The sequence below is a fragment of the Rothia nasimurium genome, assembly GCF_014217215.1.
In the GTDB taxonomy this organism is placed as follows: domain Bacteria; phylum Actinomycetota; class Actinomycetes; order Actinomycetales; family Micrococcaceae; genus Rothia; species Rothia avistercoris.
Genome location: NZ_CP056080.1, coordinates 1,903,703 through 1,927,219, shown reverse-complemented (window position 1 = coordinate 1,927,219; position 23,517 = coordinate 1,903,703). Strand labels below are relative to the sequence as shown.

The window sequence follows — 23,517 nt, the reverse complement described above, 5'->3', positions numbered from 1 at the left end:
GCGGGTAACAGATAGCTGTTACCCGCCCTCATCAGTTTTAGGCTTTGTCCGTGAGCACTAGAAGATTTTGCCGGACCAACGAATCCAGAAAATTGAGGACGCTATCCGCCACGGTTTCCCGGGGCACACCGTAGATATCTTGCATATCAGCGATAATCTCTTCGGAGCTACGGGGGGAGTCCAGAATCTCCCATATCACCGCGCTGGGACCGCGTAGAACAGAAATCTCCGAGGTCAGCAGATTCGCTACATAGGTTTCGTCATCTGCGCTTTCCTCACTCTCGAAGCCCATAATGAAGCCGATATGGTGCGCGCGGCTGTATCGCATCGTTCGCTCCTTCATGATTTCTTCTTCCAGAAGAGGAACCGGGAGAAGAACTTCTGACGGACTTCTTCTTTGGTGGGTGGGTGCCCTAGTTCCATGGCGAGATGATCTTTATTGACCAGCACGATACTGAACACTACCCTCATCTTTGCCCTGAACCCTTTGGCATGCATGAACCGGGCCTTCCACCGGATATAGGTGGAGGTCTTTTCCGATACTGACTTCCAGAGTAGGTAATCAGGGTGATCCGTGAAGCCGTCCAGCTCGTGGAGAGCAGCCGCAAATGCCAGTTCAGCACCTAGCGCCGGTAGACGATCTCTCATTTCCTGCCACTCGGCGGGGGAGAGAGTCTTCCGAAGATACTCGATATCGGCGTTGTACTCATTTTCGGAGCGTGCCCCGTGTACTACAACAAAAATACGGGAGTCGGTCAGAGAAGGGAGATAACAAGGGTAATGGGCTATCTCCCGCGTTCGCCGTTGTTGCCAGAGCGTTTCAAACGCTGAGCCTTGAGCATCACCGATTCCAGGGAAATACCGATGAATATCAACAAGTCCCCATGATCCGTGGTAGAGGGTCATAGCATGTTCAAAAATTGACCCGGTTTCAAAATGGGTGAGAACTCTCCAGCCATCTGCCAAAGCACCCTCAATGAACCGATCAAGATGTTCTGGTCGCACCAGTAAGTCAACATCAGTGCTTGAGCGACCTGGGCGATACACATCATCTGCGAAGGCATACCCTTTGACATGAAGAACATCAACTCTTAGGCGGTTAGCAAGGTGCTGAAAATATGCATGAGAAAGCTGTATGCGGATGGGAAGCGGGACATCCTGGACTTGCGTTGGCGTATCGGTCATGATGATTTCATCCTCATTCAGTTTACGGCTGATAAGAGCCTGTATACAGTTTATGCCAGCTAGCAGAGAATGCTGAGCTGGCATAAACCGTAACGGCTCTTAGAATTTTAGCTAGAGGCTAATCTTAGCTTTCTTCTTCCTCGCGCCCTTTTTCTTGCCGTCCTGGGCGTCTGACCATAGTAGCTGGTGTATGCTCCCGTTGAGCTGTACGCAAAGCCATAGTAGGAATTGCCCAACCCCGTACGGGGCGCTTTGTTAATCACAACTCCCAGGAGCGTAGCATTTACTTTACGAAGGTTAGCTGCTGCTTCTGCAAGGTTCTCCTTGCGGGTCTTCCCGACAGCTCCAACAAGAACAACGCCGTCAACGGCTGTTGAGAGTAGAGTAGCGTCAGTTACAGGGAGTACCGGGGGAACATCAACAATGACCGTGAATTCGCTGGAGAGCTCTGAAATAAGCTGGCGCATCTTATCTGAGCCAAGAAGCTCAGAGGGGTTAGGGGGAATACGGCCGGCAGGCAAAATAAAGAGCTGAGTATCTTCAAACTGACGAACTGCATCAGATAGCTCAACTTGCCCAGCTAGCACCTGGGTGAGACCAACCTTTGAGTCAATCTTGAACTTCTTCGCAATGGTGGGGCGACGAAGGTCAGCATCGATGAGAATGACAGGAGACCCAGCATCAGCAAGCGCCCTAGCAATAGAGGTGGACACCGTTGACTTGCCTTCACCCGGCTCAGCAGAAGTGACAATCAGAGATTTGGGCGGGTTATCGACATTAACGAACCGGAGATTGGTGCGCATCTGCCTGATAGCCTCTTGAGCTACGTGGTCGCTGTTAGCGCGCAGGATATTTTCTTCGGTGAGCTCGTCAGAGACCGGAAGAACCCCGAGCACACCGGCCTCTGTTGCCTTAGTGGCATCGTCGCGGGTGCGGAGCTTGGTATCAACAGTTCGTCGCAACAAAACAGCAGCAAATACAAGAGCCAGTCCTCCCGCAGCGCCTACAAGAATTAGTTTTCTTGTATTAGGGCTGATGGGAGCAGAGCTTAACCCTGCGTCTTCCAAGGGGATAACGCGAACAGTACTTGACCCCTCCAAATCGTTAACTACCTTAGCAACTGCTTCGAGTGAGCTATTAGCGAGTGCTTGAGCAGTCTCTGGGGTACTTCCAGTAGCTGTCACTCTGATAAGAGCTGAGTTGGCGTCTACAGTGGCAGTAAGGTTGCCCTGTACCTGACCACGGGTAAGGTTAAACTCCGGGTTAGCTGCAATAATTTCGTCAGCAACGGGACCGCTGTTAACAAAGGCAAGATATGCATTAGCCTTTTCTTTAGCAGCAGTTGAACCTGAAATCACATCACCGATTCCGGCACCGTCGCCTACGGTGACGTATCCCGTCGAAGAAGAAGAATACACGCGAGGCTGCAGTAAAGAATAACCAAAACCCAGAAGTGCACCGACAACGAGGCCAATCAAGAGAAGTTTGAGGTTGGCGCGGAGCATGCGCAGGAAATCAAGTATGGTCATAGACGCCCTAAAGGTTTAGCAGTGAAACGAGTAGGTTCTAGCGCGAACCCGAGGATAATTCTAACAACGAATACCCCAGTCAAGGTTGTATCTGTGTTCAGCAAAACGTATTGCCGACGCCACTACAGCCTTTGCTGGGGTATCTATACGTAGTTTTATTTTAGGAGGCTCATCAAGTACGTGCCGTAGCCACTCTTAACAAGCGGCTGAGCTAGTTCTTCAAGACGGGCATCATCAATCCAGCCCATTCGCCACCCAATCTCTTCAGGAGAGCCAATAGAAAGCCCCTGACGTGCCTGGACGGTGCGAATAAAGTTCGTGGCATCGGCTAGGGAATCAAATGTGCCAGTATCCAGCCAAGCCGTCCCACGGGGAAGAACTTCTACCTGGAGTTTTCTCTGCTCAAGATAGACGCGATTAAGGTCGGTAATTTCTAGTTCACCACGCGGTGAAGGCTTAATAGCTTTTGCGTACTCAACAACATTGTTATCGTAAAAGTACAATCCAGGAATTGCATAGTCGCTCTTGGGATTTACCGGTTTTTCTTCGATAGATACAGCCCTGAAGTCATCATCGAATTCAACAACGCCGTATGCAGTGGGGTCTGCTACCCGGTAACCAAAGACAGCAGCTCCATCTACGTCGTTATATTTACGGAGCTGGTTACCGAGACCGGGGCCGTAGAAAATATTGTCGCCCAAAACAAGAGCAGCTGAGTCATCACCAACGTGCTCTTCACCCAGGAGGAAGGCCTGTGCTAGACCGTCGGGCGAAGGCTGAACCTTGTAAGTGAAGTTAACGCCGAACTGGGAACCGTCGTCCAGAAGACGGCGGAACTGGTCCTGGTCCTGAGGCGTGGTGATGATCAGGATATCTTGGATACCTGCCAACATCAGGGTGGAAATGGGGTAGTAAATCATCGGTTTGTCGTAAACCGGTGTGAGCTGCTTACTGATGCCGAGCGTGATGGGGTGGAGGCGTGAGCCTGTGCCACCTGCGAGTAAAATTCCCTTCATACCCCCATTCTGGCATGAACACCACATGTTTAGGCGCTATCAGAAACCCAAAATGAGGTGATTTGCCACTACTGTTATAGTCATGGGAAATATTCTTGTTACCGGCGGCGCCGGCTTCATCGGTTCTAACTTCGTCCACTACCTCGTAGACAACACCGACCATAAGGTTGTTGTGCTCGATAAGATGACCTATGCCGCCAACGAAATGTCACTCGCGGGGCTACCCGCCGATCGCTTTGAGCTGGTCAAGGGCGATATTGCTGATATGGACGTCGTCGAGCCCCTGGTCGCGCAGGCAGACGCGGTGGTTCACTACGCAGCTGAGTCACACAACGATAACTCGCTCAACGACCCTAGCCCCTTTATCCATACCAACCTCATCGGTACCTTTACTCTGCTTGAGGCTGTTCGCAAGCACAAGACTCGCTACCACCACATATCAACCGATGAGGTTTTCGGGGATCTCGAACTGGATGATCCCGCTAAGTTCACCGAAACCACCCCCTACAACCCGTCCTCCCCCTACTCTTCAACCAAGGCAGGCTCTGACTTACTGGTTCGTGCCTGGGTTCGCTCTTTTGGTATCGAAGCAACGATTTCTAACTGCTCCAACAACTACGGCCCTTACCAGCACATCGAGAAGTTCATCCCTCGCCAGATCACCAATATTCTGGCTGGCATCAAACCCAAGCTCTACGGTGAAGGACTGAACGTGCGCGACTGGATCCACGCTTCTGACCACTCTTCAGCAGTTCACACCATTCTGGAAAAGGGCAAAATTGGCGAAACTTACCTAATCGGTGCCGACGGCGAAGAAAACAACATCACCGTGCTGCGCACTATCCTGCGCCTCATGGGTCAGCCTGAGGACGCCTTCGACCACGTGGTTGACCGCCCCGGCCACGACCTCCGCTACGCTATCGACGGCACCCGCCTACGTGAAGAGCTGGGCTGGGAGCCCCAGTTCACCAACTTTGAAGCGGGACTGGCAGACACCATTACCTGGTACACCGACAACCGCGCCTGGTGGGAGCCCCTCAAAGCTGAGGTTGAAGCTAAGTACGCAAAGGCAGGGCAGTAATGCCTAAAGAATTAGCCGTTCACACAACGGAGATTCCGGGTCTGCTCGTTATCGATATTCCCCAGCACGGCGATAACCGTGGCTGGTTCAAAGAAAACTGGCAGCGCGAGAAAATGGTTGCTGCGGGGTTGCCGGATTTCGGCCCCGTACAGAACAACATTTCCTTTAACGCAACAGCAGGTACCACCCGTGGTATCCACGCTGAACCCTGGGATAAGTATGTTTCTGTCGCTACCGGTCGCATTTTTGGTGCCTGGGTTGATCTGCGGGCCGGGGAATCATTTGGTAAGACCGTCACTGTAGAGCTTGGCCCCGATACCGCTGTTTTTGTTCCCCGCGGGGTAGGCAACTCTTTCCAGACTCTGGAAGACAACACTGCCTACACCTACCTGGTGAATGACCACTGGTCGGCAGACGCCCAGGGGGAGTACTCCTTCCTTAACCTTGCAGACGAGACCGTGGCGATTGACTGGCCGATTTCTCTGGGCCAGGCAGAGCTTTCTGAGAAGGATAAGAATCACCCCCGACTTGCTGAGGTAGAGCCCCTTGCTCCTGCCCCCCTGCTGGTGGTAGGGGCTAACGGGCAGCTGGGGCGTGAGCTGGTCAAGCAGCTTGAAGCATCCGGTACTCCTTACATGGCTGCGACTCGTGCGGAACTTGACCTGGCGCGTCCTGAGAGCTGGGCTTCTGCCTACCGCTGGCGTTCGCTGCGCGGCATTATTAACGCGGCAGCCTACACCGCGGTTGATCAGGCTGAGACCCCTGAAGGACGTACGGACGCCTGGGCTGCCAACGCGACCGGCGTTGCGGCTTTGGCCAGGGTGGCGGACGAAGCCGGTATCCCGCTGGTACACGTTTCTACCGATTATGTTTTTGATGGCTCCCTGCCCTTAGGTGAAGAGTACGCAGAGGACGCCCCGTTGGCACCTCTCGGTGTGTACGGCCAGTCAAAGGCTGCCGGTGAGATGGCTGTTCGTTCAGTGCAACGCCACTATATCGTGCGCACCTCCTGGGTTATGGGGGATGGCAAGAACTTTATTGAAATTATGAAGTCTCTGGCTGAGCGCGGAGTAAACCCTACTGTGGTGAACGACCAGTACGGCCGCCCCACATTCACTGAGGATCTTGCTGGAGCGATTCTGCACCTGGTGAACAATAACTGTGAGTTCGGTACTTACCATGTTTCAAATACTGGTGAGGTAGTGACCTGGGCAGATTTGGCGAAAATGGTATTTGAAGCTATCGGCCACTCAGCAGACCGGGTTACTCCTGTCACTACAGCTGAGTACTTTGCGAAGGCTGAGGTCTTCTCCCCCCGTCCAACTAACTCAGCCATGAACCTATCGAAGATTGTTCAGGCAGGTTTCACCCCTCGTAACCACCAAGAAGCTCTCGTGGCCTATTTCGCGTAGTGCCCGCTATTAAGCAGGGACGCTGTGGCGCACAACAACCGTGCACCTCAGCGTCCTTGCTTGTTTAAACCTTCAAACTCAGCCATAATTGAGGGGTTGCGCTGAGCACAGCGCACAAGCCAAGGCAGTGGAATGCCGGTGGGAAACCCCGGTAGGTCCGGAACTGACGGTGGCTGGTTAGAAAGCGATTTCTGGCGCCAGTTCACTACACCACTTGGCGCATCGACAACTAACCACAGAAAGGATGGCCCTCATGTCAGAGACCATCAAGATTTCCGCAACCGTCCGCACCGACTTCGGTAAGGGCTACGCACGCCGCATCCGCATGGCAGGTGACATCCCCGCCGTCATCTACGGCCACGGCGAAGAGCCCAAGCACGTCGTACTGCCCGGTCACGCAACCACCCTGGCAGCCCGCGTCCCCAACGCAATCCTCGACCTTGATATCGAAGGTGACTCACACCTGGCCATGATCAAGGACATCCAGCGCCACCCCATCCGCCCCGAACTGCAGCACATCGACCTGCTGACCGTTAAGCGTGGCGAACGCGTTGAGATCGAGGTTCCCGTACACGTTGAAGGCGAGCCCGCTGTTGGCGCCGTTGCAAACCAGGAAGAAACCGCTCTGCTCGTTGAAGCAGACGCCCTGAAGGCACCCGAAGCTCTCGTTGTTAACATCGAAGGCCGCGAAGCAGGCGCCCACATTCACGCTTCCGACGTTGAACTGCCCGCCGGCGTAACCCTCGTAGCAGACGCAGAACTGCTGGTCGTCAACATCTCAGAGCCCGAGGAACTCGACGTACCCGAGACCGGTGAAGAAGGCGAAAACGCTCCCGAGGGCGCAGAAGCTGACGCTCAGGTAGACGAAGCTAAGTAAGCTCTATAGCTACCTCACCCTTTATAAGGCCCGTACCGTAGTCAACGACGGTGCGGGCCTTCTTGACTCGCTACACTTTTTGTATGCTTACCGCATTCTTGCGCCCTAGGAAAGGCGAAAATATGTCAGATGCATGGCTGATCGTAGGTTTGGGTAACCCCGGCCCCGAGTACGCAGTAACCCGTCACAACATCGGGCAGATGGTGCTCGATGAGCTCGCAAATATTGTGGGTGGTAATTTCAAGAAGCACAGTAAGGCACGAGCCCAGGTGCTTGAAGGACGCCTCGGGGTGGGGGGTGCAAAAGTTGTGCTGGCTAAGCCCCTGACCTACATGAACGTATCGGGCGGCCCGGCCGCAGCTCTCTCACAGTTTTACGGCATTGAACCAGACCGGATTATTGCGGTTCATGACGAATTGGACATCCCCTTTGGCTCCATCAAGCTAAAAAATGGTGGGGGAGAGGGTGGGCACAACGGGCTCCGCGATATGACAAAGGCACTGGGGACTAAAGACTACTACCGGGTTCGTACCGGGATTGGGCGGCCTCCGGGGCGTATGCAGACCGCAGACTTTGTTCTCAAGCCTTTCTCGCAGCTCGAGAGGAAAGAGCTCCCGTTTCTCATCTCTGATTCAGCGCAAGCCGTTGAGCTTTTAATCAGGGAGGGGCTTATCGCTGCTCAGCAGAAATATCATTCGGTGGGAGGGTAGTACCTCCCTTGGTGGTACAACGAGCTGTAATAATTTGAAAAATAATAATAAATTTAGCATTAATATATTTTTTTCCTTGTGGTAATAGTTGCATAATCATTATTTTTTAGATAAACTGCGTTAGTCGTTGTTATTTACTCGTAGGTATAGGTCATAACAATATCTGAGTAGAGTATGGCTAAAAAGAGTAACGCAACGAGGACTAGATATATTAGGGAGAAGGACAGATGGGGACGGTCTCCGTTATTATTCCGGTAAGAAACGGTGCTCACGAAATTTCAGATCAGCTTGATGCCCTGTGTATGCAAACAGACCCTGATTTTGAACTGATTGTGAGCGACAATGGGAGCACGGATAATCTCCGAGAAGTTCTGGCCAGTTATGAGGACCGGCTTAACCTTCGCCAGGTAGATGCTTCAGCCCAGCGCGGCGTCGCTTTTGCACGCAATACCGGTGCCCGTGCTTCTGAAGCGGATTACATTATGGTTTGCGATGCAGATGATGTAGTTGGAGCTTATTGGGTCGAGACTTTTCGTCGACACCTAGATAAAGACCCATCAGCTATCTATACCGGGCGCATCATAGGCGTAGATCCGGCTAATAAGGATTTGTCGCAGTTTACCCGGGGTGAAGACCTGAAAGACGAAGTTAAACCGCTAGAAGCCACCTCCATGAGCGGCGGTAATTTTGCTGTTTCACGTGAGGTCTGGTGGCAAAACGATGGCTTTAGGGAAGACTTCGTTGTGGGGGGCGCAGAAGACGTTGATTTTGCGCTCCGCGCTGTGAAAAAGAATATCAAGATTTTTCAGCTCAGTGATGCAGAGATTCTCTACTCAGAACGACCTACCGTTTGGGCTTCCTTTAACCGTGGTAGGGGCTATGGTCGAGGCAATCTACAGCTTTGGAGAGATCACGGCCCCGACGTTCTCAATGTTAATTTAAGGCACTCTTTATTTACGTTTGTTAAGACTCTTCCCCAGCTATTAACAACTGATAAAAGGGTGGCAAAGAACGTTGCGCACCGAATCGGTATTCATTTTCAGTACGTCATTTACCTCCTAGCTCATCCCCAAAAAAATAAATGATTTGGGTTATAGGAGAATAAATTGAGCCAGCGAAGGAAAATCTATGTTAGGTCCTGTTAAAAATTTCAAGCATTCCCTTTACCAAGGCTGGAAGAACCGGCGTCACCTTATGGACGTTAGCCTGGCGTGCTTATCAGATGTTCGCAGGTATCAGTACAGTCCCGAGAAATACAGAAGAAAAATTGGGGAAGTTGTTGTTCCCAGAGTCTCGACTTTTAACATAAATCATTTAGATTTTCCTGTCTCTGGTAGTCCCTCTGATATTGAGCTGGAGGCTCCACATAAGATATTTGTGTGCTGGACCGGCGATAACGAGATGGGGGATTCACGGAGGGAATCTCTGCAAAGGATTATTGAGGATAACCCGGAGTTTGAGGTCATTGTAGTCACGGCCGACAACTACCGAGATTTTGAAGTTCCTGAGCATCCTCTGCACCCCGCATACGAGAAACTATCGTATGTACATCGCTCTGACTATTTGCGCTCCTACTTGATGTACCACTACGGTGGGGTCTACACCGACATCAAAATGTTGAGTAAGCCCTGGAATAGCATCGTATCTAGGTTGAACCAGTCTGATGCATGGGCTGCTGGCCCCGGTGAAATGTGTTCGGCTAATGTCTCACCGGCTTGGGGAAAGCTAGGGCTACACCAAAGGCTATACTGGCAGCAGGTTCTTTGGCCTGCGGCTTTTGCCTTCAAGCCGGGCACGCCCCTGGCCAAAGAATGGCTAGAAGAAGTTGAACGCCGGCTGGATTACTTTTCGCGCTTGCTCTTTGCCCATGAGTCACAGGACCCGGTGTGGGGCCTTGACGAGGGCTACCCCGTGCCCTGGAACGCTATCATGGGGCAGATCTTTTCGCCTCTGTGCCTCAAGTACCACGACAAGTTACTGATTGATAACGAGATCAAATTTGTTATGAACAGCGCCGGCTACCGGTAAAGCTACCCTGCCTTCAATTCAAGGAAAGTGAAGTGGGGCTAGTCCCACCTAACTACCTTTCATCTCTTTTAGGGAATAGGCTATAAAAGCGTGCCGTTATACAGGCAGGACTCGATAGAAGGGCAGATATCAGTGGCTAGCCAATACCACACCCCAGCCGGGGTAGAACTCACCGATGAACTCGTCGCAGAGCTACGTAAGGATTTCCCGATCCTTGACCGCACCGTCAACGACCGACCTCTGATTTACCTCGATACGGGTGCAACGAGCCAGAACCCTCTCCAGGTTCTTGATGCTGAGCGCAACTACTACCTGGGCGCTAATTCTGCGGTTCACCGCGGTGCCCATACCTTAGCTGTTGATGCAACCGACGCCTTTGAAGACGCCCGGCGCACGGTAGCGGGGTTCGTTGGTGCAGCGGAGAACGAGCTGGTGTGGACCTCGAACGCTACTGAAGCCCTGAACCTGCTGGCTTATTCGCTCGGTAATGCATCTGACGGTATCGGGGGAGAGGCCGCCCGCGCCTTTGCCCTCAAGCCCGGCGACGAAATCGTCACTACGGAGCAGGAACACCACGCAAACATTATTCCGTGGCAGATACTTGCGGCCCGCACCGGCGCTACCCTCCGCTATATTCCGGTCACAACCGATGGCCTGATTGACTACGAGGCCGCGGAGCGTATCGTCACTGAGCGTACCCGCGTCTTAGCTTTCACCCATGTTTCTAACGTTGCTGGCTCTATTACCGATGTCGCTTTCATGGTTCAGCTGGCAGGGCGTGTGGGTGCCCTGACCGTTCTCGATGCCTGCCAGTCAGCTCCTCACATGCAGGTCGATGTCAAGGCGCTTGGCGTTGATTTCGCAGTCTTCTCTGCGCACAAGATGCTGGCACCTACCGGCATCGGTGCCCTATACGGTCGGCATGAACTCTTAGAGGCCTTGCCACCCTTCCTGACCGGCGGCTCCATGATCACCAAGGTCACCATGACCGAAGCCGAATGGATGCCCGCTCCCATTAAGTTTGAGGCCGGCACTCAGCGGGTTTCCCAGGCCGTTGCCTGGGCTGAGGCCGTGCGCTACCTGCAACATCTGGGTATGGACCGCGTTCACGACTGGGAAGCCCACCTGGGGCAGCTCCTTGCCGAGGGCGTAAGTCAGATTCCCGGCGTGCGGTTGCTCGGTCCTTCAAGGGGCCAGCCCCGTGCGGGTCTTGTCTCCGTGCACGTTGATGGGGTACACCCGCACGATGTGGGTCAGCTGCTGGATCAGCAGGGCATTGCGGTTCGTGTGGGCCACCATTGCGCCCAGCCCCTTCACCGCGCTTTAGGTGTCACCGCGTCAACGCGTGCATCAGCCTATATTTACACGACCACTCAGGACGTTGAGCGGTTTATCGAAGAGCTAGCGAAAGTGCGCCCCTACTTCGGGTATACCGATCAAACCCGTGTACCCAGCACCCTCTCGCGGTAACAACCGCAGGAGACTGGGATTAGCCTGCATTATCTTTTACCAGACCCTAAACGAAAGAAGAGATACCGAATGAGCGGCCTAGAACAGCTTTATCAGCAAATTATCCTTGAACATTCCAAACAGCGTAGCGGTGAGGGCCTGGTAGAACCCGTAGCCGGGGCTCGGGCGGCTACTAACCACCAGTACAACCCCACCTGTGGCGACGAGATTAACCTGCGGATCATTCTTGAGGCAGACCAGCCCCTTATCCAGTCGGTTTCGTGGGAGGGTGACGGCTGTTCTATCTCCATGGCTGCGGCCTCTGTGCTGTCGGAGATGGCACCGGGTATGACCGTAGAAGAATTTCAGAAACTTGTTGATGACTTCCGGGAGATGCTCCGCTCACGTGGCCAGATTGAACCCGATGAGGAAGTACTCGGTGACGCTGCGGCTTTCGCCGGTGTCTCCAAGTTCGTTGCACGCGTGAAGTGCGCCATGCTTTCGTGGGTCGCGGCAGAAGAAGCCACTAAAGAAGCTGCCCTCTAGGTCCGGTATTCCCTGCGGCTTAGCCCATGACATAAGGCCCGTCCCAGCTAACAAACATAGCTATTGGGGCGGGTCTTGTCGCAGGTCACACCCATTTCTTCTAGCGAGCACTGTCCCCCAAAGAGCCGGTTTAAACGAGTACCAATAGCAGGTTAACTCCCGTAGTCTTAAGGACTGAAAATACATCAACATCCCGTTTTCGCACGCGGGTTATTTCGCACTTTTCTTTAGGGGAACAATGAATATCGGTTACGCCGCTGGCGCCTTTGACCTCTTTCACGTAGGTCATCTCAACATCTTGCGTGAAGCAAAAAAGAACTGCGACTATCTGATTGCAGGGGTCGTCTCAGATGAAATGCTAGAGCTGACCAAGGGTCGCCGCCCCATCGTCCCCTTAGCTGAGCGTATGGAAATCGTCTCTCACATCGATTTCGTCGATGAAGTTCGAGCCGAAACGGTAGAAGATAAACTAGAGACCTGGGAACAGGTTCGCTTCAACACCTTCTTTAAGGGCGACGACTGGAAAGGCACAGCTCGCGGTAAGGAGCTAGAGCGCCGTTTTGCGGAGGTCGGTGTTCAAGTAGTTTACTTCCCCTACACCGCTCACACCTCCAGCACCAAGTTGCGTGCCGCCCTGAAGGCACTTTCTATGCCCTCTACCGCATAACCATTGAGGCAGAAGAAAAGAGGCGTCCTACCCCGAACGGGTAGGACGCCTCTTGAGCTTTATGGGGCTATCTGGCCTAGTAGTTGTTCTGAATGAACTCTTCGGCGCAGGAACCCAGAGCTGAGAACACACGGCCAATCTGAGGCTCAGCTGCCGCTGCGATTTTCTTACCTACCAGCGGGATAGAGCACTTAACTTCGCCCTCAACATTAGCCACGGTCGTATCGCCCTGAGGGGTAAGGGTCTGGCTAGCTTTGCCGGTTACGGGAACACCCTTAACAGATACTTCTGAGACAACGGTGCGTGAGCCATCAGCCGCGGGTGCAGAGACCTGATCGACCTGGGTCAGGGAGATACCGTTAGAAGCACCGGGAATCTTCTTAGCCATATCGGGCAGACGATCAGCAGGTACGGAGCGGACGGTGGTGGTGGTAAAAGCCGCCGCAGGATCACCCTGAAGCTGGAAAGACTCAAAAGTCACCCGCACCTTTTCACTTGCAAAACGGGCAAAGTTCTCGTCGGCGAAAGCACGTGCAACCAAATCGATGCCGGCGTTAATAGTGGTGGAGCTTTGAACAGCCATAGTGAAGCCTTTCAGGGCAAATAGTTTCTGTCGTGCCCCATTCTACGGGGTCAACATGTTTGAACGCTGAGAGACGCGAACTCTGCTCACTGATGGCTAAATTGTTGAGCCCCACAGCAGATATCCACAGGCATATACCTGAATACGCTTCCGGTAGGGGAGCAGACCTCGCTTTACCGCTTGCGCATTCCCGACAGAATCTGCCAAACCCTGCGAACAAACCCACTTCGCTGGCCACTACCAATCAGGCTAAAGGACTCCGTAAGATTATCGGCAGCCTTATCACTGCCGGGCACACGGTAGGTACCCCGCAGCGAATCCGGGTCAGCAAAAGCCGCATCAAGCTTATTCAGGAGATCTTCTGCGCTATTGACCACGATAGTCTCACCGTGTGTCTCCATCACACGAGAGAACTCAACCTGGTGATTATCAACTACCTCATCAAGTTCAGCAACACGCGGGACCGCCAGAGGAATCGCACCCACCTCACGCGCATCCAAAATTGACCCCGGCCCGCCCTGCACCAAGACAACCTTCGCAGAGCGGTAGAGCTCCAGCAGTTCAGCACGAGGCAAACGCTCAACAGCCTCTGCATGTTGAGGAGGAGCCGTGAAACCATGCTGAACAAGACAGCTCACCTGAGGACGTACCGCAAGATACTCATCCACCCAATGCACAAGACGGTCAAAATGGTGGTAATCAGTGCCCAAAGATACAACCAGGTCATATTTTTTCTCGCTCAAAGCTACCTCCTCGCTCAGAGAATATGGCCGATATTGACGGCCTCAGGGAATATCTTTTTCTGCTCTTCCCACTGCACCACAAAAAGATCACTCATGGGGTAGCACATACGGCCGGTGAGCGTTGGCATAGTAATACGGTCATAACACTCAATAAAGACCGTTTTAATGCCAAGAATCTTGGCAATAATAAAGAACGGAACGGCAACCGCAGCACCGGTTGAAATGACGGCATCGGGCCGCTCCTTGCGGAGTACCCGCCAGGCAACACCGATATTCCGGATTGCATTCGGAATATTCCGGGTCGTCGGGAAATGTACCCAGTACGTGCGCTCGCCGTCTAAAGCGGCCTTAACTTCGGGTAGCTCAAAGGTTGCCCATGCCCGATCATGTTCTTTCCAGAACTTTTCAAGGGCTATAAGCTGAGCCAGATGGCCACCAGCACTTGCTGTTAAAAGGACCTTCATCGGTGATTATTTCTCGTGAGTATGCGTGTCAAAGTAAACAGGAATAACCTGGGTTGAGCTTGAGGGAGTGAGCTCACTAAACAGGCGTCGTACGCTCTTCACCGTGCTCTTGGGAGTGAAAGGCAGGAGTAGAACGCCGCTCTGGTCAGCTGAAAGGAGGACCTTAGCAACAGAGGCTGAGGCGGGGGTATCTACAATCAGCGGCTTGTTCTGCTTGATATGAGCCTTGACCTGATTATTGGCCAGTGAGTTGAAAACCGGAGCTTCGGTCACAGCAAAATTGGAATCGGAAAGGCCCTTGACGAGGGAGGTAGTCAGTGCACCCGCTGCGCGAGGGGTGGGGGAGAAGATGGTAACACCATCAAAGTCAGTGTTCTGGAGTTCGCCGTCGGCAACGCCCATTCGGCGTAGAAGCTGGGCAATAGATTCCTCTTCGGAACCGCTCTTGATGATAGAGACGGGAGCCTGAGCAATTTCAGAGAGACGCTCGGGGTAGCCGAGAACCCTCGAAGTTCTATCAACGATGTAGGCCGCAAAAATTCCAAGGAGCAGACCGAGACCCGCACCAATAAAGATGGTCTGGCTCAGAGTGAAGTTGGAGGGTTTGGTCGGAGCCTGCGCCACGGAGATGATAGTACCGCTATCGGTGGAGGTCGCTTCTAGGCCCAAGATAGCCTGGTCTACGATGACGGCATCCATGCCTTTAGACACCGCGTCGATGTTTTTACGTGTCTCTTCACGGCTGGCGCGGATGGTATCAGAGCGGTGCTTGAGGTAGGCCTTGGCAACGGTGTTGGCGATCTCGGCTGATTTCTCGGGCGAATCGGAATTGACGATAATGTCGAGAATGGTGCTGTTGGAATGGCCTACAGTATCGACCAGGTCCTTGAGATCTTCGACATCCATGCCGAGTTCATCTGCCGCTGACTGAAGCACGATACGGGAACCGGCAATGGCCTCTTCGGTATCCATATCAATGGTGTTCAGGCTTGCGCGAAGGCCCGTTGCCCCCGAGCTAGGCTGGGTTACGTTGATAACGGTTTTTGCCTCGTATGAGTTCGGTAGAGCAAGCCCCGCCACAGCGCCGAGCGCCGCGAAAATAATCAAACTGGTTAGCACCACAAAGCGGTGGCGCAGAACCCGCCGGGCTGCTGCACCAAGCGATACGGGTGTGGTTTGCTGGTCGTTAGTTCTTACCCGTGATTGGCGTTCCATGAGTATGAGTCCTTCCCTAAAGATTAATCAAGATATGTTGCCTAGCGGCTAAATTTGCGAGTGAGCGAGTTAATGAGCTGCTCAAGGCCTACCTGATGCCGGAAACAGTAGATAAGACCCGCGTAGAGCGGTACCACCGTAACCAGGTAGATGATGAGTCCTAAGAATTGGTTTCCCCAGATGAGGTGAACCCCCAGCGCTCCGAAAGATGGAGTTGCTGCTGCAAGGCCCATGACCGGGAGCAGCTCGGAAGGGCGGGGCCTGATACCGAGTTTTCCGTAGACCTGAACCGTGGCGAGCAGACAGTCTGTAAGGACGGCTGCGGCCCAAGCGGTTGCTGCCCCAGCTAGCCCCCAGAGCGGAATCAGGGTGAGGTTGAGAGTTACCGCGACAGCTAGTGCGGAGAGCTTGTTGTAAAGTTGCCAGCGGCTACGCCCGCTCATGAGGAGTACGCTCTGGACGCCGCCTGCGGCCATCTGGATTAGCATTGCTACCCCAATAATCCAGAAGAGCGGTGCGCCTTCCACGAAGCCGGATCCAAAGAACCCGAGTAGGGCGGGGCCGAACGCCGCCAGGGTGATGAAAAAGGGCCAACCAACAGCTACCAGAATCCGGGTAGCGGAAACAAAAATCTGGCGAGCCCGGACACGATCGCCCCGCGCGATTGCTGAGGAAATCTCTGGGCCGGTGACTACGCGGGCGGTGTGTTCAACCATTGCACCGACACGCACACACCGGTTGACTGCACCGTAGACACCGCTGGCTGCCGGGCCTAAGAAGAGGCCAATCAGCAGAACATCAATCCATTCCAGGACCGCCTCAACCATTGCCGAGACACCGCGCGCTGAGCTGAACGCCCAGAAACTTTTTGCGGTTTCGGGCGCAGTTACAGATGTACTTGCCATGGGTTCAACAGCCAGATGCTTTGCTGGATAGCTGGGTACATCTTCGCCCTGGGGCATGTACTTGCGAACCCATAGCGCTGAAACCGCAAAGACAAGGAGCAGAGGAATTGACCATGCCAGCGCTAAAGAGAGAATAGCACCCGAGATGCTGACAGCGAGCAGAACAGCCAGAATACGAAGGGTGGGCAGGAGCGCGCTTTGGAGAAAAGTGAACTCTACGGTGTATCCCAGTCCCCGGAGCGCCCCGAAGCACAGCGTCATCCAGGCCGCAACCAGAATAAAAGGTGCGCTGGCAAGGACCGCTGTACGGTTTTCAGCGCCCATATTCGGTGTAACAAACGGTAGGGAGATAACGATTGCCGCAATAACAACCGCGAAAGCAATGAGGGTTGCGGGGCCAACAGCAAATCGTATGAGCTGAGGTAGAACGGAATACCGGCCCAGAGCCCGCTGTGCGCTCATGGTTCTCACGAGACCGGTATCTGCACCAAAGACACAGAGCGAGGTCGCAATTGCAAAGAGCGCCATGACCTGAAAGAAGGACCCGGCACCTGCTTCTCCCACACCGTTTGACACCACGAGCGTAGCCACAAAGGCCGCGGCCGAACCGTACATGACATACAGCGTTGAGAAAGCACCACTTTTTGCAAGAGAACGAGCCATCAGAGACCTTCCCCGTACATTCGTGATCGCATCATCATGGCTACCGTCAGCATGAGAACGGTGAGCTGAATGACGTCAAATGAGTAGAAGAAGACCACTGCTAGCGCTGCCACAATCACGGAGTGAACCCACATACCGGTGAGCGATGCGACGTTCCAGGTATTGATGAGGACCGAGATTACATAGAGTAGGAAGAGCCCCAGACCAACAAAACCAAAGCAGAACATGAGAGCCCACACCTGGCCCTGGGTGCCCATTGAAACACCGACGTTATCGGCCATCTTGGAGGTTCCATAGCCTACGAGCGGTGAACGCAGGGTGTACTCAAAAGTGAGCTTATAGAGTGAGGCCCGACCACCGGTTGAGTTTGAGTATTCCTGGCGGCCCAAGATTTCCTCAACAGCACCTGAAACCGTGAGATAGGTGATGCCCCCAACGAAGAGAGCAAGGCCTATACCCAAAGCACGCCAGTCACCGCGAAGAAGCAAACGGAAGAGGACATAGGCAAAAGCCGCGCCCAGGCCAATGAACATACCTCGGTTTGATGTTGCCACCGCTGGGACGAGCGAAACAACTACGGCAAGGCCAAGAAGGATCTGGATTTTACGTGAGTGAACCCCGGTAATCACAGCAAAAACAACGGGGGTGAGTAGCGCATAAGCCAAACCCCATGAGTTGGCGTAGGGGAAAGGCGCTGAGGGCCTGTTGTAGGGCACATCGACACCCCAAGGAAGCTGAACTTCTGCCATCGGGGGGAGCACATAGGCTTTCACCAGGTCGTTATTGAGTAGCGAACCCGGCAACACAAAACTCATGGGCGTTTGAAGCCTAAAGTTGGGGAAAGCCAGGGCCGCGTAGCCCAGGATAACGACCGTTGCCCAAATGGTCAGCAGGCCACCCAACATGATGTGGTTCGGGATCCGTTCACGGGCGTTAAAGAAATAGACCGTGTAAATACCCGCATTGAAGATGTTCATGTAGCGCTGGAACCAGCCTAAAAACTCCGACCCTGTATTGATGGAGACAAGGCAGATAAGCCCCCAGAACATGAGAGCGAACCACACCCACATGGTGGAATGAACCATCACGTGTCGGCGCATCACCATGAGAACAATCATGATGAACGCTAGAACCGTTGGCGCGAACTGCATGAAACCCATAGCCCACACAATGGGGAATCCATAGAGCAGGATTAAAATGGGCCAGGCCGGGAGCGGTGCATCCACGGTGGGGGGCACCGCCGACAGAAAACGATTGTGTTTTGAGGTTGGGGAGAGTGGAACCGTCATGCGGACCTAGAGCCCTCTACCTGTCTTATTCACCAGGTTCAGTAGAAACTCGGGCTTAATGAGTCCCGCTGCAATGCAGCGTGCGGCCCAGGCCCGAACCTGTAGGGGGTCGCGACGTAGCGCCGATGTTGCGTATGCTTGCGCGAGTTTGCGGTTGCCCAGGGCAGCATGCGCAAAAGCGATTTGACCGGCGATTCTTGCGGTGCCTTTGGGCTGACGCTCGAACTCGGGGTACTTCTGGAGGATATAGGTAAGACCATCGACCATTGATTGCCAGCGCCCGGCAAAGAACGAGGGGCGATCCCAGAGAATGAGCGCACCGGGCTCCTGAATCGAGTAGATATCACCAAACTGGGTTGCCCGGAGGAGCAGATCGTAGTCTTCGCCGTAGGCGGCGGGGAGCTCTTCATCAACCAGCCCAATACGACCGCCAGGAACTAGGTCATCACGCTTAAAGAGCGTGGTGCAGGGATTAATCTCGGTGATACGAGACCGCAGGAAGTCGTCGAAAGTTGCAACAGCAGGAGCAAGACGTTCGATGTCCTTACCCTCAGAACGAATGACGATGCCAGATGAAATGGCGATAGCCTCCGGGTGCTCTTTCCACAGTTTGATCTGTTCAGAGATACGGGTGGGGTACCAATAATCGTCATCGTCGCAGAAGCCAACACACTCACCGCTTGCCTCAACCACACCGGTGTTCCGTCCGCCGGCAAGACCCTTCGAATGAGAGTTAACAATGGTCTTAAGAGAGCGGTTGGGCGGTACCGTCATATCGGCTAGATCATCGATATCAACGTAGTCAAACACAACGATAACCTCGATGTGGCCGGTGTAGTCCTGGTCAAACATCGATTGAACGGTCTGTCGCAGCAGCTGGGGGCGTGCCCCTGCGGTTGCAATAAGTGCTGAAATTTTAACGTCCGACATGGAACCTATGCTCCTTGAGGTGTACTGAGTGAAACGAACTTGCGGCGCATCGAGAGAAGAACCGTTGCTGCGTTTGAGAGGAAGAGCAGGCCGTAGGCAATGAGGAAGCCCCACCCTGTTCCCCAGAGAATAAAGACCCAGCAGAAAGTACCGGAATCCATATGCAGATTGATGAAAGAGCGAAGCGTTCCCCCCGAGGGCGGCTCTTGCGTAGCGTGCTTTTTGCGGAGCTGTTCTGCCAGAATCTGGCTCATGAAGTGGCCGGTCATAAGAACCGAGAAAGCGAGGGGTAGCCACCAGAGCTGCCAGCCGGTGAGAGGCCAGCTGTCGGAGTACTTGATGAACCCGATCAGGATGGTGAGGTGCATGGCGGGGGTGCGCATGGCATCGACAACGTGGTCTAGCCATTCACCGGCGGGGGAGGACTTCCCCGTCACGCGAGCAACCTGGCCGTCAGCTGAGTCGAGTGCGTAGCCCAGGGCAAAGAGGAAGGCTGCAAGCGCACCCACCCCGAAAGTGGGCTGGGCGGTAAGCAATAGAACCATAGCTAGTAGCGAGGTTAGTGCGCTTATGGCAGTGACACCGTTTGGGGTGATACCAAGTTTAACGGCGCCCGCTGCAAAGACACGTGCGACGCGGCGATTAACCCAGCGGGTGTAAGCAGGTACGCCAACTCCGGGTTTCTGCGCTGCATTCAAGTGTGAAAGCGTTTCCCTGAACCGGCCTTTGCCGGGAGAGGAAGAAGAGGTCATAGTCGTGCCCTTGAAGTCCCTAGTAAAGTGCGAGCAAATAAGCGGGTGTGCGGACCGCTTGTGAACCCTACGGCGGTACTGCATCGCTTTACGCCTCAAGTATGGGGAAGGATATGTGCCGCTGAAAGGCTCGGGGGTATATCTATTAATTTTAGGCTAGGGCAAGCCCAAACAGTAGCCGACATTCTTGGGACAAGGGCCGTATTTGTAATGACTTGTCCATATTATTTGTCAGCTGAATAGCGGGCGAATGGGTGTAATGCCTTGTTGATTCGTCGGTAAATATGTAGGCAAAAATGGCTACCCAGCGATTTATTTTTTACCTACTGGGGTGTATCCGAATATAGAAAAACCCTGCTGCTCAAAGGTTTCCCTCTGAACCAGCAGGGTTTTCTATTCTTTCCTCTACGAGCTTCTACCGGGTGACCAGAGTTGCATCCATATCGAAGGTGGTAGGTTCACCGCGACGGTAGGAGTGAACTTCAACCGCGATTACGTTCTTACCATCTTTCAGGTCTTTGGACGGAATCGTGATTGTAATCGGGTTAGCCTTTGCATCAGCATAAGAAACTCGTGCGAGAGCAGAGGTCCTGGGGTATGCGTTCGCAGGGAGGTTCTGACGGGCTACTTCCTTGCCATTCACATAGATAGCGACACCATCATCAGCGTAGGTGGTAAGGACCAGCTCCTGGTTGGGAGCGGGGGTCAGGTTGAACTCCTTGCGCAAGAAGAATGACGAGGGCTGAGTGAAGAAGTTGAAAGTTAGACGGGTCTTCAGACTGTCTTCGCCCCACCCGATTGAAGTTGGTGCCGTGTACCACTGCCAGGCGGTGTTGTAACCATAGTTGGTGTCGCGCCATGTCCGGTCGAAGTCGTTGAGCAGACGGAAAGCTACTCGCCAGTCATCGCCGGAGGCGATAATCTTCTGGTCCGCCGGCTTTTCGGGCTCAACCGGTTCTACCGGATCCGCGGGAGCGGGGTTCTCATCGACATCGGGTTGTTCAGGATCTGCCGGAGTATCTTCTTCAATCGGAGGAACTACAGGGTCAACAGGATCCGCGGGAACAGCGGGATCCTCCTCAGCGGGAGGTACCACCGGGTTTTCTTCAACAGGCGGGTCAATAGGCTCTTCAACCGGAGTAGTTACCTGGGCGGTTGCCACAGGGGTGGTCTCGGAGTAGTTGCCTACGTTGTCCACTGAGCGCACGAAATAGCGAGCACCATCTGTATGAGCAACTGAGTAGGACGTACCGTTAGTTACTGTAGCAATAACTCGATCGTTGCGCAGGACCTGGTAATCGGTGCGACCAGAAGTGTTGCTGACCCAGGTGAGCTGGTCGGTAGTCCCGTCTGAAGTGACCTGCAGGTTGCTTGGTGCAGCAGCCGGAGTGACATCGCGGGGAGTGTACCGGGCGAAGCCCACAGTGGACTGAGCACCATTTGCACCTCGAGTACGGGTGATGTCGCCACCAACCCACAGGACACCGGTGGAATCAACGAATGATGACCACACGCCGTAGCCATTTGCGCCGGCGATATCGGGGGCGAACTCGGGGAGAACCTCACCGGTCTGAGCGTCGAAAGCCGCAATCAGACGGATACGGTGGATATCGGATGAGGTTGTCCAGGGGTTGCTGTATACCTCACCGCCTTCGTAGATCCAGTCGCCACAGTGGCAGGCACCGTAGATGACGTTAGTCTGTGCATCGAAGGAGAGATCCTGGAAGTCTCCACCGGCTCTAGTAATGGAGGCAGAACGGCGTGATAGGTCTGACTTGTTGTACTGGGCGATAATGTGCTCAGCACCAGCTGTCCAAATTGAATCGCCAGCATCTTGAACATCAAACTGGAAGCCATCGCTGGGGTAGGGGTTGGTGGCTCGGTGTGAAAGAGCCCAGTTCCAGCTCTTAGCCAAGGTGCCACTCGTGGTGCTTAGATAAGCAAGTTTCCATGAGCTTTCGCTGCCAACAGTGGTGAAGTAACCGGCAATGGCAACGCCCTCGTCACTGGCTGAGATGCCGTTGACGGTGCCGTTGGTCGTCGGACGCCAGCTGATATCGACCGTGTTATCGGTCAGGGAGAAACGAGCTACGTTGCGTGAGTAGGCGAAGCTGACTCGATTTGCGTCCTTGACATGGGTGAATGATCCACCGATGTAGACGTAATTACCCTGGACCTGGATGGTCTTAACAGAGGTGATGCCGGTTGCCAGGCGGTTGACAACTTCCCAGCCCAGGGAAGTATCAGTTTCACCGGTAACGGGGTTCAGGATCACAAAACCGTTTGCGGGCTGGCCATTGACGGTCGTGAATTCGCCACCTACCGCCAGCAGGTTATTGGGCAGGGCGGCCAAAGACTTGATTTGCCCGTTGAAAGTCGGTGTGAAGGTGCGAACCAGCTCTGCTGTGTTCACATCGTAGCCAGCAATGAAAGCCTGGTTGACGGTTTCACCGTTTGCGCTAACGACATTCTTAAAGTCACCACCGGTAAAGACTGTGTTGCCTACCTGGGCAATCGCCTGCACTCGGGTGTTGAGCTCAGAGACAACGCCGGTGCCTGAGTCCTCGGAGGTGCGCCAGCGCATTGAAGCGGAGTAGCTATTGGGGAGCTGGCGGTTGTTCTCTGCTGCTAGTCCGGTGTCGCCAATAGCGGCAAAGCCGACATCGTTTTTGTCAATCTTTGGGCGGATAAAGACCTGGGTGAACGCCATGGGAGCTGTGCCATAGCTAGGAGACCAGAGATAGGAGGTGGCAGATGAGTTACCCCATACACCGGTGCTGTATGCGAAACCGTTATTCCAACCGTAAATTTTAGAGGTTGTGAAATTCAAAGTATTGTAGGAACCCCAGCTGCCGATGCTACCGAGGGAAGTTCGTGTGCTGTAGTTAGCCGCGGTATAGGCGGGGTTTTGGAAACGGATATCTGACCAGCTGGCTGTAGCTCTAAGAGCCCAACTCCAGCTTTCGGTATTTGACCGCTTAGCGTAGGTGTTCTGCCAGCTCTGGCCGTTTATATCGGTTGCACGGCGGAAGCGGATTCCGTCTTCAAGGGAGTCAACGCGGTCACCATCGAGGAGCTCGTCAACAGTTTGTGATGAGAGCTGAACCGGCGTGAAAGCGCTGGTACCACTGGGATTGGTGTAGAGCTCAGAAGCGTTTCCGCGACCGTAGTAGTCCTCGGTCCAGCCCTCGCGGCCGCGACCAATCATGACCCAGCCGCCGCCATCGGTCTCCTGATCGCAGTAGAACTGCGCAGGAGCATCCATAGACGGGGTGTACAGCCAGTAAGTACCTGATGTGGCGGTAGGATCGTTCTGCTTAACCTCCCAACAGGAAGCTGCAGCGGTTTCGGAGGTTAGCCCGTTGGCAACGTACTCATCGGCGGCTGTCGCGCTGGGGAGAAGAGAAAAGCCTACACCCAAGGTGAGTGCCCCGACTGAAATCTTGGTAATGAGTGATGGTTTTTTCATGTGT

General features: G+C 53.9%; 22 protein-coding genes. 9 read left to right on the top strand and 13 right to left on the bottom strand.

The features are described from left to right. Positions 1-37: 37 nt before the first annotated feature. The 4 genes from HWU94_RS08750 to rfbA all read right to left on the bottom strand — a co-directional run bounded on the left by HWU94_RS08750 (position 38) and on the right by rfbA (position 3,730). Positions 38-343, bottom strand: coding sequence for a PqqD family protein (locus HWU94_RS08750; protein ID WP_185173385.1), 306 nt, complete (start codon positions 341-343; stop codon positions 38-40). Continuing rightward, positions 340-1,185 (bottom strand): nucleotidyltransferase family protein, encoded by an 846-nt coding sequence (locus HWU94_RS08745; protein WP_185173384.1) that lies wholly within the window; start codon positions 1,183-1,185, stop codon positions 340-342. The genes HWU94_RS08750 and HWU94_RS08745 overlap by 4 nt, the downstream gene beginning before the upstream one ends. Positions 1,186-1,292: 107 nt before the next feature. Continuing rightward, a complete protein-coding gene (locus HWU94_RS08740) occupies positions 1,293-2,714 on the bottom strand; it encodes a polysaccharide biosynthesis tyrosine autokinase (protein WP_185173383.1) in 1,422 nt (473 codons plus the stop codon). A 155-nt stretch (positions 2,715-2,869) separates the two neighbouring features. Then, entirely contained in the window at positions 2,870-3,730 is an 861-nt protein-coding gene (gene rfbA, locus HWU94_RS08735; RefSeq protein ID WP_185173382.1) for a glucose-1-phosphate thymidylyltransferase RfbA, read from the bottom strand. An 82-nt stretch (positions 3,731-3,812) separates the two neighbouring features. On the opposite strand from rfbA, the gene rfbB reads away from it, so the two are divergent. From rfbB to HWU94_RS08690, 9 genes are all read left to right on the top strand, one after another. Then, positions 3,813-4,811: a dTDP-glucose 4,6-dehydratase gene (gene rfbB / locus HWU94_RS08730; protein ID WP_185173381.1), complete on the top strand. Its 999-nt coding sequence runs from the start codon at positions 3,813-3,815 to the stop codon at positions 4,809-4,811. Next, complete coding sequence (gene rfbD, locus HWU94_RS08725; protein ID WP_185173380.1) at positions 4,811-6,223, top strand: dTDP-4-dehydrorhamnose reductase; 1,413 nt, start codon at positions 4,811-4,813, stop codon at positions 6,221-6,223. The genes rfbB and rfbD overlap by 1 nt, the downstream gene beginning before the upstream one ends. Positions 6,224-6,476: 253 nt before the next feature. Next, positions 6,477-7,100: a 50S ribosomal protein L25/general stress protein Ctc gene (locus tag HWU94_RS08720; RefSeq protein ID WP_185173379.1), complete on the top strand. Its 624-nt coding sequence runs from the start codon at positions 6,477-6,479 to the stop codon at positions 7,098-7,100. 122 nt (positions 7,101-7,222) lie between these two features. Next, entirely contained in the window at positions 7,223-7,810 is a 588-nt protein-coding gene (pth, locus tag HWU94_RS08715; RefSeq protein WP_185173378.1) for an aminoacyl-tRNA hydrolase, read from the top strand. A gap of 227 nt (positions 7,811-8,037) precedes the next feature. Next, on the top strand, positions 8,038-8,895 hold the full coding sequence (locus tag HWU94_RS08710; RefSeq protein ID WP_185173377.1) for a glycosyltransferase family 2 protein: 858 nt from the start codon (positions 8,038-8,040) through the stop codon (positions 8,893-8,895). Positions 8,896-8,938: 43 nt separating this feature from the next. Continuing rightward, positions 8,939-9,838, top strand: a complete 900-nt coding sequence (locus HWU94_RS08705; protein WP_185173376.1) for a glycosyltransferase — start codon at positions 8,939-8,941, stop codon at positions 9,836-9,838. A gap of 132 nt (positions 9,839-9,970) precedes the next feature. Further along, positions 9,971-11,308 (top strand): SufS family cysteine desulfurase, encoded by a 1,338-nt coding sequence (locus tag HWU94_RS08700; RefSeq protein ID WP_185173375.1) that lies wholly within the window; start codon positions 9,971-9,973, stop codon positions 11,306-11,308. 69 nt (positions 11,309-11,377) lie between these two features. Then, complete coding sequence (gene sufU / locus HWU94_RS08695; RefSeq protein ID WP_185173374.1) at positions 11,378-11,833, top strand: Fe-S cluster assembly sulfur transfer protein SufU; 456 nt, start codon at positions 11,378-11,380, stop codon at positions 11,831-11,833. A gap of 238 nt (positions 11,834-12,071) precedes the next feature. After that, entirely contained in the window at positions 12,072-12,500 is a 429-nt protein-coding gene (locus tag HWU94_RS08690; RefSeq protein WP_185173373.1) for an adenylyltransferase/cytidyltransferase family protein, read from the top strand. Between the two features lie 76 nt (positions 12,501-12,576). On the opposite strand, the gene HWU94_RS08685 is transcribed toward HWU94_RS08690, so the two are convergent. From HWU94_RS08685 to HWU94_RS08645, 9 genes are all read right to left on the bottom strand, one after another. Then, on the bottom strand, positions 12,577-13,083 hold the full coding sequence (locus HWU94_RS08685; protein ID WP_185173372.1) for a DUF2505 domain-containing protein: 507 nt from the start codon (positions 13,081-13,083) through the stop codon (positions 12,577-12,579). A gap of 173 nt (positions 13,084-13,256) precedes the next feature. Next, positions 13,257-13,826, bottom strand: coding sequence for a glycosyltransferase (locus HWU94_RS08680; RefSeq protein ID WP_185173371.1), 570 nt, complete (start codon positions 13,824-13,826; stop codon positions 13,257-13,259). 14 nt (positions 13,827-13,840) lie between these two features. Next, positions 13,841-14,290 carry a PssD/Cps14F family polysaccharide biosynthesis glycosyltransferase gene (pssD, locus tag HWU94_RS08675; RefSeq protein ID WP_185173370.1) on the bottom strand — a complete coding sequence of 150 codons (450 nt, stop codon included), beginning with the start codon at positions 14,288-14,290 and terminating at the stop codon, positions 13,841-13,843. A gap of 6 nt (positions 14,291-14,296) precedes the next feature. Then, positions 14,297-15,505, bottom strand: coding sequence for a Wzz/FepE/Etk N-terminal domain-containing protein (locus HWU94_RS08670; protein WP_185173369.1), 1,209 nt, complete (start codon positions 15,503-15,505; stop codon positions 14,297-14,299). Positions 15,506-15,546: 41 nt separating this feature from the next. Further along, positions 15,547-17,073 (bottom strand): lipopolysaccharide biosynthesis protein, encoded by a 1,527-nt coding sequence (locus HWU94_RS08665; protein ID WP_185173368.1) that lies wholly within the window; start codon positions 17,071-17,073, stop codon positions 15,547-15,549. Beyond that, positions 17,073-18,224 (bottom strand): O-antigen ligase, encoded by a 1,152-nt coding sequence (locus HWU94_RS08660; protein ID WP_244955940.1) that lies wholly within the window; start codon positions 18,222-18,224, stop codon positions 17,073-17,075. Before HWU94_RS08660 ends, HWU94_RS08665 begins: the two co-directional genes overlap by 1 nt. 144 nt (positions 18,225-18,368) lie before the next feature. Beyond that, positions 18,369-19,292 (bottom strand): glycosyltransferase family 2 protein, encoded by a 924-nt coding sequence (locus HWU94_RS08655; protein WP_185173367.1) that lies wholly within the window; start codon positions 19,290-19,292, stop codon positions 18,369-18,371. A 5-nt stretch (positions 19,293-19,297) separates the two neighbouring features. Continuing rightward, positions 19,298-20,044, bottom strand: a complete 747-nt coding sequence (locus HWU94_RS08650; RefSeq protein WP_185173366.1) for a CDP-alcohol phosphatidyltransferase family protein — start codon at positions 20,042-20,044, stop codon at positions 19,298-19,300. Between the two features lie 415 nt (positions 20,045-20,459). Then, positions 20,460-23,513, bottom strand: coding sequence for a fibrinogen-like YCDxxxxGGGW domain-containing protein (locus HWU94_RS08645; RefSeq protein ID WP_185173365.1), 3,054 nt, complete (start codon positions 23,511-23,513; stop codon positions 20,460-20,462). Positions 23,514-23,517 lie beyond the last annotated feature (4 nt).

Excerpts from the sequence above, each read along its gene's own strand:
- HWU94_RS08750 (WP_185173385.1), bottom strand. The coding sequence starts at position 343 with ATGAAGGAGCGAACGATGCGATACAGCCGCGCGCACCATATCGGCTTC.
- HWU94_RS08745 (WP_185173384.1), bottom strand. The coding sequence starts at position 1,185 with ATGACCGATACGCCAACGCAAGTCCAGGATGTCCCGCTTCCCATCCGC.
- HWU94_RS08740 (WP_185173383.1), bottom strand. The coding sequence starts at position 2,714 with ATGACCATACTTGATTTCCTGCGCATGCTCCGCGCCAACCTCAAACTT.
- rfbA (WP_185173382.1), bottom strand. The coding sequence starts at position 3,730 with ATGAAGGGAATTTTACTCGCAGGTGGCACAGGCTCACGCCTCCACCCC.
- rfbB (WP_185173381.1), top strand. The coding sequence starts at position 3,813 with ATGGGAAATATTCTTGTTACCGGCGGCGCCGGCTTCATCGGTTCTAAC.
- rfbD (WP_185173380.1), top strand. The coding sequence starts at position 4,811 with ATGCCTAAAGAATTAGCCGTTCACACAACGGAGATTCCGGGTCTGCTC.
- HWU94_RS08720 (WP_185173379.1), top strand. The coding sequence starts at position 6,477 with ATGTCAGAGACCATCAAGATTTCCGCAACCGTCCGCACCGACTTCGGT.
- pth (WP_185173378.1), top strand. The coding sequence starts at position 7,223 with ATGTCAGATGCATGGCTGATCGTAGGTTTGGGTAACCCCGGCCCCGAG.
- HWU94_RS08710 (WP_185173377.1), top strand. The coding sequence starts at position 8,038 with ATGGGGACGGTCTCCGTTATTATTCCGGTAAGAAACGGTGCTCACGAA.
- HWU94_RS08705 (WP_185173376.1), top strand. The coding sequence starts at position 8,939 with ATGTTAGGTCCTGTTAAAAATTTCAAGCATTCCCTTTACCAAGGCTGG.
- sufU (WP_185173374.1), top strand. The coding sequence starts at position 11,378 with ATGAGCGGCCTAGAACAGCTTTATCAGCAAATTATCCTTGAACATTCC.
- HWU94_RS08690 (WP_185173373.1), top strand. The coding sequence starts at position 12,072 with ATGAATATCGGTTACGCCGCTGGCGCCTTTGACCTCTTTCACGTAGGT.
- HWU94_RS08685 (WP_185173372.1), bottom strand. The coding sequence starts at position 13,083 with ATGGCTGTTCAAAGCTCCACCACTATTAACGCCGGCATCGATTTGGTT.
- pssD (WP_185173370.1), bottom strand. The coding sequence starts at position 14,290 with ATGAAGGTCCTTTTAACAGCAAGTGCTGGTGGCCATCTGGCTCAGCTT.
- HWU94_RS08670 (WP_185173369.1), bottom strand. The coding sequence starts at position 15,505 with ATGGAACGCCAATCACGGGTAAGAACTAACGACCAGCAAACCACACCC.
- HWU94_RS08665 (WP_185173368.1), bottom strand. The coding sequence starts at position 17,073 with ATGGCTCGTTCTCTTGCAAAAAGTGGTGCTTTCTCAACGCTGTATGTC.
- HWU94_RS08660 (WP_244955940.1), bottom strand. The coding sequence starts at position 18,224 with ATGCAGTTCGCGCCAACGGTTCTAGCGTTCATCATGATTGTTCTCATG.
- HWU94_RS08655 (WP_185173367.1), bottom strand. The coding sequence starts at position 19,292 with ATGTCGGACGTTAAAATTTCAGCACTTATTGCAACCGCAGGGGCACGC.
- HWU94_RS08650 (WP_185173366.1), bottom strand. The coding sequence starts at position 20,044 with ATGACCTCTTCTTCCTCTCCCGGCAAAGGCCGGTTCAGGGAAACGCTT.
- HWU94_RS08645 (WP_185173365.1), bottom strand. The coding sequence starts at position 23,513 with ATGAAAAAACCATCACTCATTACCAAGATTTCAGTCGGGGCACTCACC.